The organism is Saccharothrix sp. HUAS TT1, from assembly GCF_040744945.1.
In the GTDB taxonomy this organism is placed as follows: Bacteria; Actinomycetota; Actinomycetes; order Mycobacteriales; family Pseudonocardiaceae; genus Actinosynnema.
The window spans coordinates 7,202,489-7,221,787 of sequence record NZ_CP160453.1; the positions used below are offsets into that span (position 1 = coordinate 7,202,489).

At 72.5% G+C, this 19,299-nt stretch carries 4 protein-coding genes; all 4 read right to left on the minus strand.

The features are described from left to right. Window positions 1–2: 2 nt before the first annotated feature. A complete protein-coding gene (locus AB0F89_RS31685; protein ID WP_367129331.1) occupies window positions 3–965 on the minus strand; it encodes a TauD/TfdA family dioxygenase in 963 nt (320 codons plus the stop codon). Window positions 966–1,051: 86 nt separating this feature from the next. Then, window positions 1,052–8,125, minus strand: a complete 7,074-nt coding sequence (locus tag AB0F89_RS31690; RefSeq protein WP_367129332.1) for an amino acid adenylation domain-containing protein — start codon at window positions 8,123–8,125, stop codon at window positions 1,052–1,054. Next, window positions 8,122–11,268 (minus strand): amino acid adenylation domain-containing protein, encoded by a 3,147-nt coding sequence (locus AB0F89_RS31695; protein WP_367129333.1) that lies wholly within the window; start codon window positions 11,266–11,268, stop codon window positions 8,122–8,124. The genes AB0F89_RS31690 and AB0F89_RS31695 overlap by 4 nt, the downstream gene beginning before the upstream one ends. Next, window positions 11,265–19,235 (minus strand): amino acid adenylation domain-containing protein, encoded by a 7,971-nt coding sequence (locus AB0F89_RS31700; RefSeq protein WP_367129334.1) that lies wholly within the window; start codon window positions 19,233–19,235, stop codon window positions 11,265–11,267. The genes AB0F89_RS31695 and AB0F89_RS31700 overlap by 4 nt, the downstream gene beginning before the upstream one ends. Window positions 19,236–19,299 lie beyond the last annotated feature (64 nt).

Below are 19,299 nucleotides of genomic sequence, written 5' to 3' on the forward strand. Positions count from 1 at the left end.
GATCACCCGATCGCCCTCGACGTGGCGGTGCGCCTGCCCGGTCGGACCCGACGCAGGTCGGCGACCAGGTTGACCCGCTTGAGCCAGCGGTCCTTGCCGTCGTAGCGCGGGCGGAACGGCCGGCGGCCGTGGACGACGTTGCGGTTGTCGATGAAGCACACGTCCCCGGCGGCGAGCGGAACCTCGTAGAGGTTCTCGTCCAGGTGGGCGACGAGGTGGGCCAGCGCCCGCTCGGCCTCGTCGTCGCCCTCGACGCCGGAGGTGAAGTCCCGGTCGATGCACAGGGTCGGCGCGTCGGGGTGGCCGTGCAGCAACGGCACGCGATCCTGCCCGGCGTCCGCGGACAGCGCGTGCGAGGGGTCGGGCACGATGCGGAAACGCGGCTGGCGCAGCACGTGGTGGACGTCGGGCGGGAGCGACCCGACGTCCACGTAGGACACCGTGGTGGCCGTGTCCCCCCTCGTGCGCAGGCACAGCAGGCCCACGTAGTCGGCGCGGTAGGGCGAGAACGCGTCCTCCGTGTGCCAGCCGAGTTCCCTGTGGCTGCTGGAGCTCACCAGGCTCTGCTCCAGCCCGCGCACGGGCAGCACATCCGTGACGAGCCGGCCGTCTTGTTGGGATGTCCACCCGATCAGGTCACCCAGGAGGCAGGAGTAGAGCGCGAGCAGGAACCCGTGCGCCCGGCTGCCGTCGGTGTCCGCCAGCTTCCAGTGCTCCGGGGTGTCCTCCAGCCGGGCGTGGCGCGCTTCGTTGCCCGCGATGAGGACCGCGTGCTTCCGGTCGTCGAGCCGCGCGCGGTTCATGAAGCGCTGCAACGGCTTCGGCAGTTCCGCCGCCACCACGGCGGCTTGTTCGAGGAAGTCGGGTCCCTCGACCGAGTCGTACTCGCGGACGCACCGGTCGGCGAGGGCGAAGGCCTCCGCCGCCTCCTCCGCGCTCAGTTCGTATCGTCGTATCGGCAGCAAGCCAACCTCCGAGGTCTGTGTGGTAGCGCCACCCGTTGTCCGAACCCCCCGGTCCGCGGTGGAGGAGGGCGGGGCAGGAGCGCCGGTCAGTGGGTCGACAGCAGGGCGGAGGAGAGCGCTCCGCCGATGGAGCCGACGGGTCCGGGGAGGACCAGGCCGTCGTGCGTCGTGTCGATGTCGTGGCCCTCGAACGACCCGGTGACGTGCGGCTCCCAGCGCCGCGCCGCCCCGGCCGCGGACCGGCCGTCCCGCGCGGCCGCGAAGAACAGGACCCTGCCCCGGTACACGCCGGGCTCGTGGGCCGCGAGCAGCCGCACGAGCCGCACGGACGAGGTCAGCAGCCCGGTCAGGACAACGCGGCCGAAGTACCCGAACCGCTCGTTCTCCATCAGGAGGTCCACGAACCCGGCGACGCCCCGGTGGCCGCGCGGCTCCGAGTCGAGGGTGCGCGCGACGGACTCCAGCACGTCCTGCTCGAGCGCCTCGGCCGGGTCGTCCAGCCCGAGGCGGGGATAGGAGTCGAGCAGTGCGAGCACCTCGACGCGCTCGCCGGCGGCCTGGAGCGCCACGGCGATCGCGTGCGCCAGGTTCCCGCCGAGCGACCACCCGAGCAGGTGGTACGGCCCGTGGGGCTGGGCGCGGCGGATGTGCGCCACGTACTCGTCCACGACCGCCTCCACCGAGGTCGGTGACCAGCCCGGGGTGAGCAGCCCCGGCGACTGGAGGCCGTGGACCGGCCGGCCCGGGTCGAGTCGCCGGACCAGGTCGGAGTAGCACCAGCTCAACCCGGAGACGGGGTGCACGCAGAACAGCGGGTGCCCGCTCTCCCCGGACCGCAGCGGCAGCAGGGCCGCGAGGTCCGCGTCGATCGAGCCCAGGTTCTCCGCCAGGCGGACGAGACCCCTCGGTGTCGGCGCCCGGAACACGTCCCGCACCCCGATGCGCACGCCCAGTTCCGACCGGACGGCGCTCACCAGCCTGGTGGCCAGCAGCGAGTGCCCGCCCAGCTCGAAGAAGTCGTCCTGGACACCCACCGCCGGGAGGCCCAGCACCTCCGCGAACGCCCGGCACAGCAACACCTCCGCGGCGGTCGCCGGTTCGGTGGTGCTCGCGGCCGCCGCGGGGTCGGGGTCCGGCAGGGCGCGGCGGTCCGGCTCCCCGTTCGGCAGCACGGGCAGTTCGTCCAGCGGCAGGAACACCGCGGGCACCGCGTGGTCCGGCAGGACCGCGGAGAGGGCTTCGCGGATCTCCGCGAAGTCCGGCTCGCCGCCGTGCGCGGGCACGACGTAGGCGACCAGGCGACCGTCGCGCGGCGCGACGGCGGCCTCCCCTAGCGAAGGCAGCGCACGCAGCGCGGACTCCACCTCCGCGAGTTCCAGGCGGGAACCCCGCACCTCGACCCGGTCGTCGGCGCGGCCGACGAACTCCACGCCACCCGCGCCCCAGCGCACCACGTCACCGGTGCGGCACATCCGTGAACCGGCCGGCCCGAACGGGTCGGCGACGAAGCACCCGGCGGTCGTCGCGGGACGTCCGAGGTAACCCCTGGCCAGGCCCGCGCCCGCCAGGTACAGCTCGCCCGGCACGCCGAGCGGCACCGGCCGCAGCCGGTCGTCCAGCACGTACACCCGCGTGTTGGCGATCGGTGTGCCGATCGGTGCGCCCGGCCCGCCGATCTCCGCGGTCAGCCCGCCCCCGCCGACCTCCGGGGGGCCGTAGAGGTTGAGCAGGACCGCCCCGGGCAGCAGTTCCCGGAACCGGGCGACCACCCACGCCGGCAGGACCTCGCCGCCGCTCACCCAGAACCGGCAGGACCGCAGCGCCGCCACGTCGTCCGCCGGCGGGCTCTCCAGCAGGCTCGGCACCAGGGTCGACCGTCCCGCGCCGGAGGTGCGCACCAACCCGGCGACGTCGACGAAGTCGCCCTCGGTGTGGACGGGCAACGCCGCCGTGCCACCGAACAGCAGGGCGCCCAGCAGCTCGGCCGTGCCTTCGACGAAGTCCAACGTCCGCACCGCCACCACCTGGTCCCGCTGCCCCGGGTGGGCGCGGGCGAACCACTCCAGCCGGTTCACCAGGCCGCGGTGCGGGCCCAGAACGCCCTTGGGCCGCGCGGTCGATCCCGGTGGGTAGACCACGTAGGCCGTGTTGGCGGCTGTCACGGGCGGCGGCGAGGGCCCGTCGCCCGGGTTGTGGTCGGGCCGGTCCGCCAGCGCCGCCACGACCGCGGGGTCGTCCAGCGCCAACCAGCCGCCGGACGGCTCCGGCAGCGCACCGGCGAGCGCCCGGGTGGTCAAGCCGACCAGGGGTCGGGCGTCGGCGAGCACGAAGGCGGTGCGGCGCGCCGGGTGCGCCGGGTCGACCGGCAGGTACGCCGCGCCCGCCTTCAACACGCCCAGCAGCGCCGCCACCGCGTCCGGCGACGTCGGCAGGGCCAGCGCGACCAGCGTCTCCGCCCCCACCCCCGATCCGCGCAGGAGGTGCGCGATCCGGTTCGCCCGCGCGTTCAGCTCCGCGTAGCTCCACCGCACCGCGCCGGCGACCACCGCCACGCCGTCGGGCGTGCGACGCGCCTGCTCCTCGAACAGCTGGTGGGCGCACCGGTCCGAGCCGGTGTCCGTCGCGGTCGCGTTGCGTTCCACGACCAGCTCACGCCACTCGTCGTCGGTCAGCAGCCGGATGTCGTCCAACGGGGTGTCCGGCTTGGCGGCGACCTGGTCCAGGAGACGCACCAACCGGTCCGCCATCGCCTCGACGGTATCGAGGTCGAACATGTCGGCCGAGTACTCGAACGAGCCCGTGATCCCACCGGGCGCGCCACCGTGCTCGTGCTGCTCCAGGCTCAGGGTGAGGTCGAACTTCGCGACGTCCGCCTCCACCGGCACCGGGCTGGTGTCGAGGCCCGGCAGCTGCCACCCCTCCGACGTCATGCCACCCGCGAACGCGAACATCACCTGGAACAGCGGGGGCCGCGCGGCCGACCGCGGCGGGTTCAGCGCCTCCACCAGCCGGTCGAACGGAACGTCCTGGTTCGCGTAGGCCGCGAGGTCCCGCTCCCTGGTCCGCGCCACCAGTTCGCGGAACGTCGGACCGCCGGACAGGTCCGTGCGCAGGACCAGGGTGTTCACGAAGAACCCGACGAGGTCGTTGAGCGCCTCGTCACCGCGTCCCGCCACGGGGGTGCCGATGGTGATGTCGGTTCCCGCGCCGAGCCGGCACAACAGGGCGGAGAACGCCGCGTGCAGCACCATGAACAGGGTGGCGTCGCACTCCGTGGCCAGGTCGAGCAGGCGGCGGTGCAGCGACTCGTCGACCTCCAGCCGCACGACCCCGCCGCGGTGGCCGCCACCGGCGGGCCGGGGGCGGTCCGCGGGCAGCGCCAGCTCCTCGGGCGCGTCCCGGAGCGCCTCCCGCCACCAGGCGACCTGGCGGGCGAACGAGCTGCCCGGCTGGGTCGCGTCGCCGAGCGTCCGACGCTGCCACACCGCGAAGTCCGCGTACTGCACGGGCAGCGGTTGCCAGGCAGGCGCCTCGCCGCGGCGCCTCGCCGCGTAGGCGTCCGCGAGGTCGCGGAACAGGGGCGCCAGCGACCAGCCGTCGCAGGCGATGTGGTGGACCACGAGCGACAGCACGTGCTCCTGCTCGCCGAGCGCGTGCAGGTGAACGCGGAGCGGGGCCGTGGCCAGGTCGAACGGGGTGTTCGCCGCCTCCGCGAGCACGCCCGGCAACCGGTCGGCCGTGATCCCGGCACGCGTCAGCCGCACCGGGCTCGTGTCGGTGACGACCTGGTGGGGCACGCCGTTCAGTTCGGCGAACACGGTGCGCAGGCTCTCGTGCCGCCGGACGACGTCGTCCACGGCGGCGCTCAGCGCGGGCACGTCCAAGGCTCCTCGCAGGCGCACCGCGAGCGGGATGTTGTAGGTCGCGGCGCTGCCCTCGAACTCGTTGAGGAACCACAGCCGCTGCTGGGCGAACGACAGCGCCGTGCGGTCCGCGCGCGGCGCCGGGCGCAGCGGGTCCCGGTCGGGGGACAGGTCGTCCAGCGTGGCCGCCAGGGCCGCTGCCGTCGAGTGCCGGAACACCGTGCCGGCGTCCAGCACCACGCCGAACACCGAGCGGATCCGGCTGATCAGGCGGATCACCAGGAGCGAGTGCCCGCCCAGCGAGAAGAAGCTCTCGTCCGGCCCGACGCCGCCCACGCCCAGCACGTCGGCGAACAGACCGCACATCGCGGCCTCCGCCGCCGTGCGCGGTTGTCGTGCGGTGCCGTCCGTCGCACGCGGGTCCGGCGCGGGGAGGGCCCTCCGGTCGACCTTGCCGGTCGGGTTCAGCGGCAGCCGTTCCAGCTCCACGAACGCCGACGGCGCCAGGTAGGCGGGCAGGGTGTCGGCCAGGTGCGCCCGGACCGGGTCAAGCCCCGCCGCACCGGGTCGCAGCACCACGTAGGCGACCAGCGCCTTCTCGCCCGGTCGGTCCTCGCGCACCACGACGACCACGTCCTGGACGTCAGGGTGGCGGGTGATCGCGACCTCGACCTCACCGGGTTCGATGCGGAACCCCCGGATCTTGACCTGGTGATCGGCCCGACCCGCGTACTCGACTTCGCCACGGCCGTTCCAGCGCCCCAGGTCGCCCGTGCGGTACATGCGGGAGCCGGCGGGTCCGTACGGGTCTGCGACGAACCGGGTCGAGGTCAGGGCAGGCCGTTTCGCGTAACCGCGCGCCACCCCGGTACCGGCGATGTGGATCTCGCCCATCGCGCCGGGCGGCACCGGGCGCAGCGCCTGGTCGAGGACGTAGACGCGCGTGTTGTCCAGCGGGCGGCCGATGGGTGGCGCGTCCGGGACGCCGTCAGGCGCCCTGAACGGCATCGCGGTGGCGAACGTGGTCGTCTCGGTCGGCCCGTAGGCGTCGACCACGAGCGTGTCCGGGCAGTGCGCGAGGACGCGCGCCACCGCCTCACCGGACAGGGCCTCGCCACCCGCCCACACCTCGTGCGTCCCGGCGAACGTCCACGGCGCCTCCTCCGCGACGACGGCGAACAGCCGCGCGGTGAGGAAGAGCGCGGTTGCGGAGTGCTCGCTCAACAGCCGCCCGAGCAGCGGCACGTCCAGCGGCCCCGGCGGGGCCAGCACCGCGCACCCGCCCCGCGTGAGCGGTGTCCAGATCTCGTAGGTCGACGCGTCGAACGCGAGCGGCGAGTGCACCAGCACCCGGCGGTGCGCCGGTGTCGCGAACCGGCGGTCCGACACCAGGCCGAGCACGTCGCGCCGCGTGACCGCCACCGCCTTCGGCTCCCCGGTCGACCCGGAGGTGTAGGCGAGGTAGGCGAGGTTGGCCGGCGCGGCCGGGTCGCCGTGCTCCAGCAGGCGGTCGACGGCCGACGTCGCCGGGAGTTCCGCCTCCTCCGGGCCGTCGAGCGCCCACAGGTCGACACCGAGTTCTTCCAGCACGGGGACGTGCGCGCCCGTGGTCAGCACGACGACCGGTCGGGCGTCGTGGACGATGAAGCGCAGGCGCGACACCGGGTGGTCGGGATCGATCGCCAGGTACGCGCCGCCGGCCTTGAGCACACCGAGCAGCGCGATGATCATGTCGGGTGAGCGCGGCACGGCCACGCCCACCACGACCTCCGGCCCCACACCGCGTGCGCGCAGCCGGTGTGCTGTGCGGTTGGCCAGCCGATCCAGTTCCCCGTAGGACAGCACGGAGTTCCCGAACACGACCGCCGGGGCGTCGGGCGTCGTTGCGGCGCAGTGCTCGACCAGTCCGACCACGGTGGTGAGCGGCGGCTCGACGCGGGTGTCGTTCCACCGGACCAGGACCCGGTCGCGTTCGTCGGGGGACAGCACGTCGATCTGGCTCAACCGCAGGTCCGGTGCGTGCGCGACCGCGGTCAGCAGTCGCACCAGCCGCTCGGCCAGCCGCTGGGCGCCCTCTCGGTCGAAGAGGTCCTCGGCGTACTCGAGCCCGAGGTCGATCCCGCGGTGATCGCCGTTCTCCGCCACGTGCTCGATCGCGCTCAGCGCGAGGTCGAACTTCGCGGTGCCCGGGTGCAGCGGCATGAACGCGGCGGCCAGGCCCGGGACCGGTGGCACGTCCGGGTCGACCCGCTCGAGCGAGAGCACCACCTGGAAAAGCGGGTGGCGCGCAAGCGAGCGGGTCGGGCTGATCGCCTCCACCAACCGTTCGAACGGCACGTCCTGGTGGTCGTAGGCCGCGAGGTCGACCTCCCGCGCCCGCTCGACCAGTTCGCGGAACGTCGGGTCGCCCGAGGTGTCCAGCCTGAGCACGAGCGTGTTCACGAACAACCCGACCAGGTCGTCCAGCCCGTCCTGCGACCGGTTCGACATGACCGTGCCGATCGGCACGTCGGAGCCCGCGCCGAGCTTGGTCAGCAGGGCTGCGAACGCGGCGTGCAGGACCATGAACGGCGTGGCGGGCGACTCAGCCGCGATCCGGATCAGCAGCGCGTGCGGACCGGCGCCCAGCCGCGCCGACACGAGCCCGCCCCGGTGCGACGACACCGCCGGGCGCGGGCGGTCGACCGGCAGGACGAGCTGTTCCGGGACGTCCGTCAGGGCGGCGCGCCAGAACGCGAGCTGCGCAACGAGCGGGCTGTCGGGGTCGTCCTCCTCCCCCAGCACCTCCCGCTGCCACACCGAGTAGTCGATGTAGCTCACCGGGAGCGGGCTCCAGCCCGGCGCGGTCCCCGCGTGGCGTGCCCGGTAGGCGTGGCCGAGGTCCCGCAGCAACACGCCGGAGGACCAGCCGTCGGTGGCGATGTGGTGCACGACCAGGAGCAGGACGGGGTCCTCCTCGGCCACGTCGAAGAACACCGCCCGCAACGGCGGCTCCCCGGTGAGGTCGAAGCGGTACGCCGCCTCCTCGGCCAGCAGGTCGTCCAGGAGCCCGGCGGTGGTCCGCACGACGCGCAGGTCCGGTTCCGCGTCCAACAGCACCTGGTGCGGCTCGCCCTCGGCGGAGGGGAACACGGTGCGCAGGCTCTCATGCCGGGCCACCACGTCCCGTACGGCGGCGGTCAGCGCGACCAGGTCGACGACGCCCGACAGCCGCAACGCCAACGGCACGTTGTAGGTGGCGCCCTCGACCTGGCTGAGGAACCACAGGCGCCGCTGGGCGAACGACAGCGGGTTCACGACCGGGCCCCCTTCACCGGCAGCGGCCGCGCGGGGCGCGCGCGCCGGGCCTCGGGCAGGTGCTCGGCGAGCCGCGCGGGCGTGGGGTGCCCGAACAGGTCGCGCACGCTCAGCTCGGCGCCCAGCTCGGCCCGGATCCGACCGACCAGGCGGGTCGCGAGCAGCGAGTGCCCGCCGAGGGCGAAGAAACTGTCGTCCACGCCGACGCCCGGCACGCCGAGCAGGTCGGCGAACAGGGCGCACAGCACACCCTCCTCGGGGGAGCGGGGTGCGCGCTCGGCTGGCGCGGGGCGGAAGTCCGGGTCGGGCAGCGCCCGCCGGTCGACCTTGCCGTTGGTGTTGAGCGGGAAGGCGTCCAGCACGGAGAACGCGGCGGGCACCATGTAGTCGGGCAGCACGGCTTCGACGTGGGCCCGCAGCACGGCCACGTCCAGTTCCCCGGGCACCGCGGGAACGACGTGCGCCACCAGCACCCGCTCACCGGGCTGCCGCTCCCTCGCCTCTGCCACCACGTGGGCGACGGACGGGTGCCGGGCCACCACGGATTCGACCTCGCCCAGCTCGATGCGGAACCCCCGGACCTTCACCTGGGCGTCTCGGCGGCCCACGAACTCCAGGTCCCCGGCGGCACTCCACCGCGCCACGTCCCCGGTCCGGTACATCCGGCTGCCGAGAGCGCCGAAGGGGTCGGCGACGAACCTGCCCGCGGTGCGGCGGGGCTGTCCCCGGTATCCGCGGGCCAGGCCGTCCCCGCCGACGTACAGCTCCCCCTCCACTCCCGGCGGCACGGGCCGCAGGTTGGCGTCGAGGAGGTACACCCGCGCGTTCCGGATGGCCCGGCCGATGGGGACCTCCCCGGTGGCCGGCGAGGTCTGCCCGGATCGCAGGCGCCACGTCGTGGACGTCACGGTCGCCTCGGTCAGGCCGTAGACGTGCACCAGGTCCGCGCCGACCCCCTCCCAGGCAGCGAGCCGGTCGGGCAGCACCCGTTCGCCGCCCATGGCGACGAACCGCAGGCACGGGGGTGTGGTGCGGCCGGCGGCTCCGAGGTCGCCGACCCACTCGTGCCAGTAGGCCGTGGTCAGCTCCAGCGCCGTGATGCCGTGCCGCTCGACGTGGTCGGCCAGGTCCGTTCCCGCGAGCAGGACGCGGTCCTCCGGCACCACGACGGCGGCGCCGCAGGCGAGGGCGGGCAGCAGTTCCTCCAGCAGCACGTCGAAACCGGGCGAGGCGACCTGGAGGAACCGGTCGTCCGGGCCGAGTCCGAAGGCGTCGACCATCGCCGCGGTGTAGTCGGCCACGGCGGCTTGGACGAACATGACGCCCTTGGGCTCGTTGGTGGTGCCGGAGGTGTAGAAGAGGCAGGCGAGCCCGGCGGGGTGCGGCGCGCGCACCGGACCGGTCAGCTCGGGCACCTCGTCGGGGGTGACGAGCGGGAGGCCGCTCACCGCGGCCACCGTGGCGCGGTCCGCGGGCCGGGTGATCACCGACCGCGCACCCGCGTCAGCCCAGGTGCGCGCCAGCCGATCCGCGGGGAGGTGAACGTCGGTGATCGCGAACGCGACCCCGGCCTTCAGCGCGCCGACGACCGCGACGACCAGGTCCGCGCAGGGCTCCATCGCGATGGCCACCACGGGTTCCGGCTCCGGCGACGCCTGGAGGTACCGCGCCAGGTTCGTCGCCCGTCTGTCGAGTTCCGCGTAGCTGAGGTGGGTCGTCCCGTGCTCCACGGCGAGCGCGTCGGGCGTGCGGGCGACCTGTCGGTCGAACAGCTCGGCGAAGGTGTCCGCCGCGCGCGGCGCGGTCTCCCCCAGCCCGAGCTCCAGGACCGCCCCGCGGTCGCCCGGTTCGCGGGTGTCGATCCGCCCCACGGGCGCCGACGGGTCGGCCACCAGCGCTCCCAGCAGGCGGGTGAACCGATCGAGCAGGTTCCGGGCGGCGTCGCGGTCGAACAGCTCGGGGAGGTGTTCGAGCCTGAGGTGCAGCCGCGAGCCCATACCCGCCGTGAGGCTCAACGGGTAGTGCGTCGCGTCGGCGCCGTCGACCGACACCTCCAGCTCGCCGCCCGGTCCCCGGTGCGACGCCGCCGCGCCGGAGTGGTTCTCGAACAGCAGGTGCGTGTCGAACAGCTCGCCCACCCCGGCGGCGGCTTGGATCTCCGCGAGTCCCAGGTGTTGGTGCTCCAGCAGCGCCGCCTGCTCCCGGTGCACTCGCGCCAGCAGGGCCGCCGCGGACTCCTCCGGGCGCAGCGCGACCCGCACGGGCACCGTGTTGATCAGCAGGCCGACCATGTCCTCCACGCCCGGCACGTCGGCCGAGCGGCCGGAAGTGGTGATGCCGAAGACGACGTCGGAACCACCGGTCAGTTCGCCGAGCAGGAGCGCCCAGGCGCACTGGATCGCGGTGTGGGCGGTGACACCGGCCCGACTCGCCAGGGCGGCGAGCGCGGCGGTCAGGTCTTCCGGCACATCGGTGGTGACCGCCTCGGGCCAGCGCGGTGGACGGGTCGGGTCCACCGGGGCGACGTGGGCGGAGTGGTCGACGTCCCGCAACGCCTCGCGCCACGCGGAGACCGCCGCTTCGCGGTCCTGGCGCGCGAGCCAGTCCAGGAAGTCCCGGTAGGCCGGCGCCGGGGGCAGCGCGGAGTCGTCGCCGCCGCGCTCGTACAAGGTGAACAACTCGTCGACGAGCAGGCGCACCGACCAGCCGTCGAGCACGATGTGGTGGTAGGTCAGGACCAGCACGTGCCTGTCCGGCGCCTGCGCGTGGAGCGCGAACCGCAGCAGCGGGGCCTTGTCGAGGTCGAACCGCCGTGCCCGTTCCCCGGCGATCGAGCGCTCCAGCGCGCCCGCCGGCGCCCCGAGGAGGTCGACCACCGTCCACAGCGGGTCGACCTGGCGTTGGACGACCTGCACCGGTTCCTGGTTCTTCCGCCTGCGGATGGCGGTGCGCAGCGGCGGGTGCCTGCGGACGACAGCCGCCGCGGCCTTCCGCAGCACGGCGACGTCGAGCGGTCCGTGGAGGTGCAGCACCAGCTGCGGCGTGTACACGTCCGGACCGGACGGGTCGTACGCGGCGTGGAACACCATTCCGTGCTGCAAGGGGGACAGCGGTAGGACGTCCTCCAACGGCGACTGCTTCATCGTGAGCCCTCCCGCTCGGCTGCCAACTGCTCCTCGAACTCGTCGACCTCGTCCTGGGACAACGTGGTCAGGGTCAGGTCGGACGGGGTGTGCCCGCCCGCACCGGCCTTCCCGGCGTGCGCGACCAGTCCGTCCAGCACGCGCCGCCAGGTGTCGGACAGATCCGCGACGTCCGCTTCGTCGAGCACACCGCCGGGCCACGTCCACAGCACCGTCATGCGCGGTCCGCCGGTCTCGTCCGACGTGATCGCGGCGACCTCCAGGACGTGCGGCAGCGGCGTGTCCGGTGCCGAGAGCCCTCTCAGGGCGGTGCTCCCCGGCGCCGCGGCCCAGTCGGCCCCGGTCCCGGCGGCGAACCGCCCGAGGTAGTTGAACCCGACCTGGGCCTGCGGGCAGCGGGCCAGGACAGCACCCGTGTCGTGGTTCAGGTAGCGGAGCAAGCCGTAGTCGAACCCGTTGTTCGGCACCGCCCGCAACTGCTCCTTGACGAGCTTCACGGCGCGGCCGAGCGCGGCGCCGCCGTCCTCGACCGCCCGTCGGTCGACCTGCCCGGCATCGAGCCGCACCGGGTGCAGGCTGGTGAACCACCCGACCGTGCGGGACAGGTCGACGTCGCCCTCCACCGCCTCCCGGCCGTGCCGCTCCACGTCCACCAGGAGGGAGGTGCCCGCGTCCGCGCCTCTCCGGTCCCGCCACTCCGCCACGGCGACGGCGAGTGCGGCCAGCATGAGGTCGTCCACACCCGCGTGGAAAGCACCGGCGACGGTGGTGAGCAGGGGTTCGACCAGGTCGGGGGGCAACTCCTGCGCGATCGTGCGGCTGCTGCCCTCCACGTCGACGCGGGGGTCGAGCGGGCGTCGCCCCAACGAGGTCTCAGCCCGGTCGAGCACACCGGTCCAGGTGTTCAGCTGGTGCACGGCATCGGGGGCGTGCGCACGTTCCACCAGCCTCCTCGCCCAGGTCCGGAACGAGGTGGCCACCGGTTCCAGGGCCGGGGCGCGCCCCGCCCCCACCTCCGCCCACGCGGCGGCCAGGTCGGACATGAGGATGCGCCACGAGACGCCGTCCACAGCCAGGTGGTGCACCACCAGGAGGAGGCGGTGCGGCGCGGTCGGACCGCCGTCCAACCACACCGCGCGGAACACCACGCCCTTCGCCGGGTCCAGCTCACCGACTGCGAGTTCCAACTGCTCCTCGGCCACCGCCGGCAGCGCTTCCTCGCGCGTCCCGCTGACGTCCACCCGCACCAGGTGGTCGCCGGCTCGGACCGCGTCGGGCGGTGCGATGTCCAACCCCGACGTGCGGGCGGCGTCGACCACGGCCCGGGCCCGCAGCACGTCGTGCCGGTCCAGGACCGCCTGGAGCACGGTGGTCAGCGCGTCCTCGGTGAGTTCGCCCGGGACCTTGAGTAGCACGGACTGGGCGAAGCGCCGGACAGGACCGGCGAAGGACTCGACCCAGTGCATGATCGGGGTCAGCGGCACGTGTCCCAGGCCGTCGTCGGGTGCGTCCGGCGTGCCGGGCCGTGCGCGCCCCGACAGGTGCGCCAGTGCGGCGGGTGTCGGGTTCTGGTGCACGTCGCGCGGTGTGAGGGGAATGCCCGCCTTGCGCGCCCGGCCGACGAGCTGGATGGAGACGATGCTGTCCCCGCCCAGTTCGAAGAAGTTGTCGTCGGCGCCGACCTCGGGCTTGCCGAGCAGTTCGGCGAACAGCCCGCACAGCAGCTCCTCCTCGGGGGTGCGGGGTTCGCGGCGGAGGGGTTCGACGGCGTGTTCCGGTTCCGGGTTCGGCAGGCGGTCCTTGTCGACCTTGCCGGTGGGGGTGCGCGGGAGCTCGGGCACCACGCGCAGCCAGGAGGGGACCATGTGCTCGGGGAGGCGCTCCCTGAGCCACTTGCGGACACCGCGGGCGTCGACGTCCTCGGCGCCGTCCTTCGGCACGACGTAGCCGGCGAGGGCCGGGCCGCCGGCTGCGTCGTGGCGCAGCACCACCACCGCACCGGCCACGGCGGGGTGCCCGGCGAGGGTCGCCTCGATCTCACCGGGTTCGATCCGGAAACCGCGCAGGTTGACCATGTCGTCGGCGCGGCCGACGTACTCCAGGGCGCCGTCCGGTCGTTGCACGACCAGGTCACCGCTGCGGTAGAGCCGGGCTCCGGAGGTCGCCGCGACGAACCGCTGCGCGGTCAGCGCCGGGCGACCCAGGTATCCCCTGGCCAGGCGCTCGCCGCCGACGTGGAGTTCACCGGTCGCCCCCAGCGCGACGGGTATCCCCGCCGGGTCGAGCACACGGCCCTCCAGTCCCGCGACGGGCCTGCCGATGCGGGTGAAGCGTCCGCCGATCGCGCTGTCGTCGAGCACCTGGGCGGTGACGTGGACGGTGGTCTCGGTGATGCCGTACATGTCGACCAACCGCGGCCGGTCCCACCCGCGGCGGTCCGCCCAGTCGCGGACGGAAGCCCGGTCGAGGGCCTCTCCGCCGAAGACGACGAGGCGCAGCGCCAAGTCCGCGCGAGCCCTGGCGTCCACGGTGTTGAACTGGACGAAGGCCGTGGGGGTCTGGCTCAGGACCGTGACCCCCTCACGCACCACCAACTCGTAGAACTCGTCCGGGTCCCGGGACTCCCAGAACGGGACCACCACCAGACGCCCACCCGTCGCCAACGCACCCCACATCTCCCACACCGAGAAGTCGAACGAGTAGCTGTGGAACAGCGACCACACGTCGCCCTCGTCCAGCGCGTATTCCGATCGGGCCCAGTCGATGAGCCGGGTGACGTTGTGGTGGCTCACCACCACACCCTTCGGCCGCCCCGTCGAACCAGACGTGTAAATCACATACGCCGCATTACCCGGAACCACCACAACACCCGGATCAACAACCGGCTGATCCCTGAAAACCGGACCACCCAAATCCGCCTCCAACACCTCCCACGACCCCTCCGGAACCACCCCACCCGGCTCCACCAACACCAACGAAACACCAGAATCCGCCAACAAATAACCCACACGATCAACCGGATAACCCGGATCGACAGGAACATACGCCGCCCCCGCCTTCAACACCCCCAACAACAACACAACCAGGTCCAACGACCGACGCGCACTCACACCGACCAACGACTCCACACCCACACCACGACCACGCAACACCCACGCCACACGATTCGCACGCGCATTCAACTCCGCATACGACAACCCCACACCACCACACACCACCGCCACCGCGGACGGCGACACCACCGCCCACCGCTCAACCCACTCATGAACACACCCACCACCAACACCACCCGAAACACCCGACCACAACCCCACCACCCCCACCTCACCGGCGGAGGACAGGGACTTGTGGAGATAGCGCTGGGACGGCTCGGCGACCATCGCGCTCAGGGCCTTGAGCAGGTACCCGCGGAAGAGGACGACCTGGTCCTCCCGGAGCACGTCGAGGTGGTAGTCGATGCCGAGCAGCAGGCCGTTGGCGGCCGGGTTCCGCAGGAATCCCACGTTGAGCGGGAAGTCGGTGGGCTCGGCGCGCTGGGTCGTGAAGCTGTCGATCTTCCCGTCGATGAACTTCACACCCCGCTCGAAGATGCCGCTCACGACGTGGAAGTGGTTGTAGACGAAGTTGGCCTCGATCAGCCGGCCGCCGCCCAACTTCCGCTGGAGAGCCGCGAGGGGGAACCGGCGGTGGGGGAGCATCTCCTGCTCGGCCGCGGAGACCGCCCGGATCAGGTCTTCCCAGGTGCCGTCCGGCAGGGTGAGCCGCAGCGGCAGCGTGTTCAGGAACAGCCCGCGGACCTCCTCACCCCCGACCTCCTCCACCCGCCCGTTGGCGGTGACGCCCACCACCACTTCGTGGGAGGCCGTCAGGTGGCTGACGGCTCGCAGGTAGGCGGCCAGCAGCACGACCTTCACCTGGACACCGCACCGGCGCGCGAGCTCCTCCAAGCCGTCACCGAGCTCCTGCGTCAGCAGCGTCTCCACCGCGCCGTACTTCTGCTCCGGGCTGGCGTAGCGCCATTCACCGCCGACGGCGATCTCCTCGGGGAAGGTGACGGTCTCGGTGTCGGCCCACCTCGGCAGCTGGGTGACCGGCTTCCCGCTGAGGCGCCGGAGCCAGAACTCCTCGCTCTCGGACGACTTCACCGCCTGCTGCTCCAACGCGATGAAGTCGCGGTACAGCGATCGTTGCGGCTGCGGGACCGGCTCCTCACCCGCGAGGATCGCCAGGTAGACCTCGAAGATCTCCGCGATGGTCGAGTGCAGGCTCCAGCCGTCGAACACGGCGTGGTGCTCGGTGAGCGTCCACTGGAACACCGCGTCGGAACGCCGGTGGACGGCCATCCGGAACAGCGGCGGACGAGCGTGGTCGAACGGGCTCCGGCGCTGGCGCTCCAGGTAGGCGCGGACCACCTCGTCCTGGGCGGCGCGGCCCTGGTCACGCAGGTCCTCCACGTGCAGGGGCATTTCGGCGTGCGGGTGGACGAGCTGCATCGGCACGCTGTAGTCGGCGAGCGCGAACGACGTGCGCAGGATGGGGTGCCGCAGCACGACGTGCTCCAGCGCCCGGCGGAACGCCCCTTCCTCGAAGACCGCCTCCACCTCGAAGCTGTCGACGTTGTGGTAGGGCAGGCGGTCCGGGTCCCGCTCCATCTCGTACACCATCCCGACCTGCAACGCGGCCATCGGGTAGGCGTCCACCAGGTCGTCCGGCAGCAGTGCGGCGTCGACCTCGGCGACCAGGTCGAAGGGAACCGCACCGGGGCGGGCGGTCGGGGCCGCGGCCGATGTCGCCACTTCGGCCAGGCCGGCGACCGTCGGGCGGCGGAACAGGTCCTGGAGCGTGAAGGCGATGCCCTCGTCCGCGGCGAGCCCCATCACCTTGATGCTGCGGATCGAATCGCCGCCCAGCTCGAAGAAGTTGTCCCAGCGGCCCACCGCGTCCAGGCCCAGCGCCCGTTCCCACACGGTCGCCAACCGCCGTTCCACCTCGCCGACAGGGGGGTCGAAGCCCTGTGCGATGCCGGGGCGATCGGCGCCCGGCACGGGCAGCAGCTTGCGGTCCACCTTGCCGGTGGGCGTGACCGGCACGGCGTCCAGCACCAGGAAACGCGCGGGGACCATGTAGTCGGGCAGTTCCGCGGCGACCCAGCGGCGCAGTTCCGTCTCCGTGAGCGCGGTCCCGGCGGGCGCGACGTAGCCGACCAGCAGTGGCCGGCCCTCGTCGTCCTCGTGCAGGGCGACCGCCGCGCCCGTGACACCGGGGTGATCGCCGAGCACCGCTTCGATCTCCCCGAGCTCCACCCGGAAACCGCGGATCTTGATCATGTCGTCGGCCCGCCCGACGTACTCCAGCCGTCCGTCCGACCTCATCCGCGCGAGGTCACCGCTGCGGTACAACCGCGCGCCGGGCGTGCCCGTGACGCTGTCGGGCACGAAGCGCTGCGCGGTCAGGGCGGATCGGCCGAGGTAGCCCCGCGCCACGCCCGCGCCGCTGACGTAGATCTCGCCCACGACACCCAGCGGGCTGGGTCGCAGGTTCTCGTCGAGGAGGTGGATGCCGGTGTCGACCAGCGGCCGACCCACCTGCGTCAGCGCCCTGGTCAGGTCGTCGGCGTCGAGTCGGCGGAAGGTGGTGTGGACGGTGGTCTCGGTGATCCCGTACATGTTGACCAACCGCGGCCGGTCCCACCCGCGGCGGTCCGCCCATCGCCGCACCGAGCCGTGGTCCAGCGCCTCACCCGCGAAGATGACGTAGCGGAGCGCGAGGTCGGCGCGGCGCTTCGCGTCGACGGCCTCGAACTGGACGAAGGCCGTGGGGGTCTGGCTCAGGACCGTGACCCCCTCACGCACCACCAACTCGTAGAACTCGTCCGGGTCCCGGGACTCCCAGAACGGGACCACCACCAGACGCCCACCCGTCGTCAACGCACCCCACATCTCCCACACGGACACGTCGAAGGAGTAGCTGTGGAACAGCGACCAGACGTCATCGGTGGAGAACGAGAAGTTCTCCTTGGCGGCTTCGACGAGTCGGGTGACGTTGTGGTGGCTCACCACCACACCCTTCGGCCGCCCCGTCGAACCAGACGTGTAAATCACATACGCCGCATTACCCGGAACCACCACAACACCCGGATCAACAACCGGCTGATCCCTGAAAACCGGACCACCCAAATCCGCCTCCAACACCTCCCACGACCCCTCCGGAACCACCCCACCCGGCTCCACCAACACCAACGAAACACCAGAATCCGCCAACAAATAACCCACACGATCAACCGGATAACCCGGATCGACAGGAACATACGCCGCCCCCGCCTTCAACACCCCCAACAACAACACAACCAGGTCCAACGACCGACGCGCACTCACACCGACCAACGACTCCACACCCACACCACGACCACGCAACACCCACGCCACACGATTCGCACGCGCATTCAACTCCGCATACGACAACCCCACACCACCACACACCACCGCCACCGCGGACGGCGACACCACCGCCCACCGCTCAACCCACTCATGAACACACCCACCACCAACACCACCCGAAACACCCGACCACAACCCCACCACCCCCACCTCACCGGCGGGAGCCATGGGCAGTGACCCGATCGCGGTCCCGGGTTCGCGCAGACCGCTGCGGAGGATCTCGCCGAAGTGGGAGGAGAACCGCTCGGCGGATTCGCGGTCGAACAGGTCGACGCAGTACTCGACCTCCACGTCGTAGCCGGACGCCCCGGAGTGGACGGAAAGGGTGAGGTCGAACTTGGCGGTGCCCGTCGAACCGATCCGGTGGTCGAGCCGGAGCCCTTCCCCCACCTGCACCGGCGGAGTCGTCTCGTGGAACGCGAACAGCACCTGGACGACCGCGCCGTAGCTCGGATCGCGGTTCGAGCCCAGGTTGTCGACCAGGAAGTCGAAGGGCGCCTTGAGGTTCTGCAGCGCGTCCAGCACGGTCGCCCGCGTGGCGGCCACGTGCTCCTCGAACGACCGGGACGGCGAGACCCGGGACCTCAGCACCAGGGTGTTGACGAACAGGCCGACCACGTCGGCGAACCGCCCGTCGGACCGCCCCGCCACCGGTGAGCCCACCACGAAGTCCCGCTGACCGCCCTCCCGGGACACGAAGGCCGTGAAAGCCGCCAGGAGCACGATGTAGGGCGTGACCCCGAACCGCTGGGCGGCGGCGCGCACCGAGTCGCGGACATCCGGTCCCAGCGAGAACTCCAGCGTCTCGCCGCGATGGGTGAACTCGCGCGGTCGCGGGCGGTCCCGGCCGAGTTCGACGACGTCCGGCACGCCCTCCAGCGCGGACCTCCAGAAGTCGATCGACCGCTTCGCCTCGTCCGTCGCCAGCCATTCGCGTTGCCCGTGCGAGTAGTCGCCGTAGTCCCCGATCGCCGGCGCCACGACGGCGCCGGGATCGCGGTACGCCTCGACGAGGTCGCGTTGGAACACCTCCAACGACCAGCTGTCGAACACGATGTGGTGGAACGTCAGGTGGACCACGCACTCGTCGGGGCGAACCAGGTACACGGCCGCACGCACCAGCGGCCCTTCGCCGAGGTCGAAAGGCCGGCGCGATTCGGCCGCGATCCCCTCGTCCACGAGCGCGCGGGCCTCGTCCGGGTCCCGCGCCGTCAGGTCGACGAGGGCGCAGGTCAGCTCCCGGTCCGACCGCACCACCTGCACCGGTTCGCCGTCGACCTCGTCGAACGACGAGAGGAGGACGGGGTGGCGCGCCACGGCGGCGCGCACCGCGTCCACCACCCGGTGGCCATCGACCGTCCCGGTGAACCGCCACGTGACCGGGGAGTTGTAGGTGGCCTTCTCCGACGTCCACCGGTCCAGGAACCACAGCCGGCGCTGCTCGCGGGTCGCGGGCCAGGTCCTCCGCGCGACCCGCTCCCCACCGGCCCGAGCCGCGGTCGCGGCATTCCACTCCGCCCTGCCGACCATGTCCCCACAACCTCCAGATAGCGAACGAACAAAAGCGCCGACAGTCGGACAGGAAATGCGGAAC

Coding starts and splice junctions, on each gene's coding strand:
- AB0F89_RS31695 (WP_367129333.1), bottom strand. CDS start 11,268: ATGAAGCAGTCGCCGTTGGAGGACGTCCTACCGCTGTCCCCCTTGCAG.
- AB0F89_RS31700 (WP_367129334.1), bottom strand. CDS start 19,235: ATGGTCGGCAGGGCGGAGTGGAATGCCGCGACCGCGGCTCGGGCCGGT.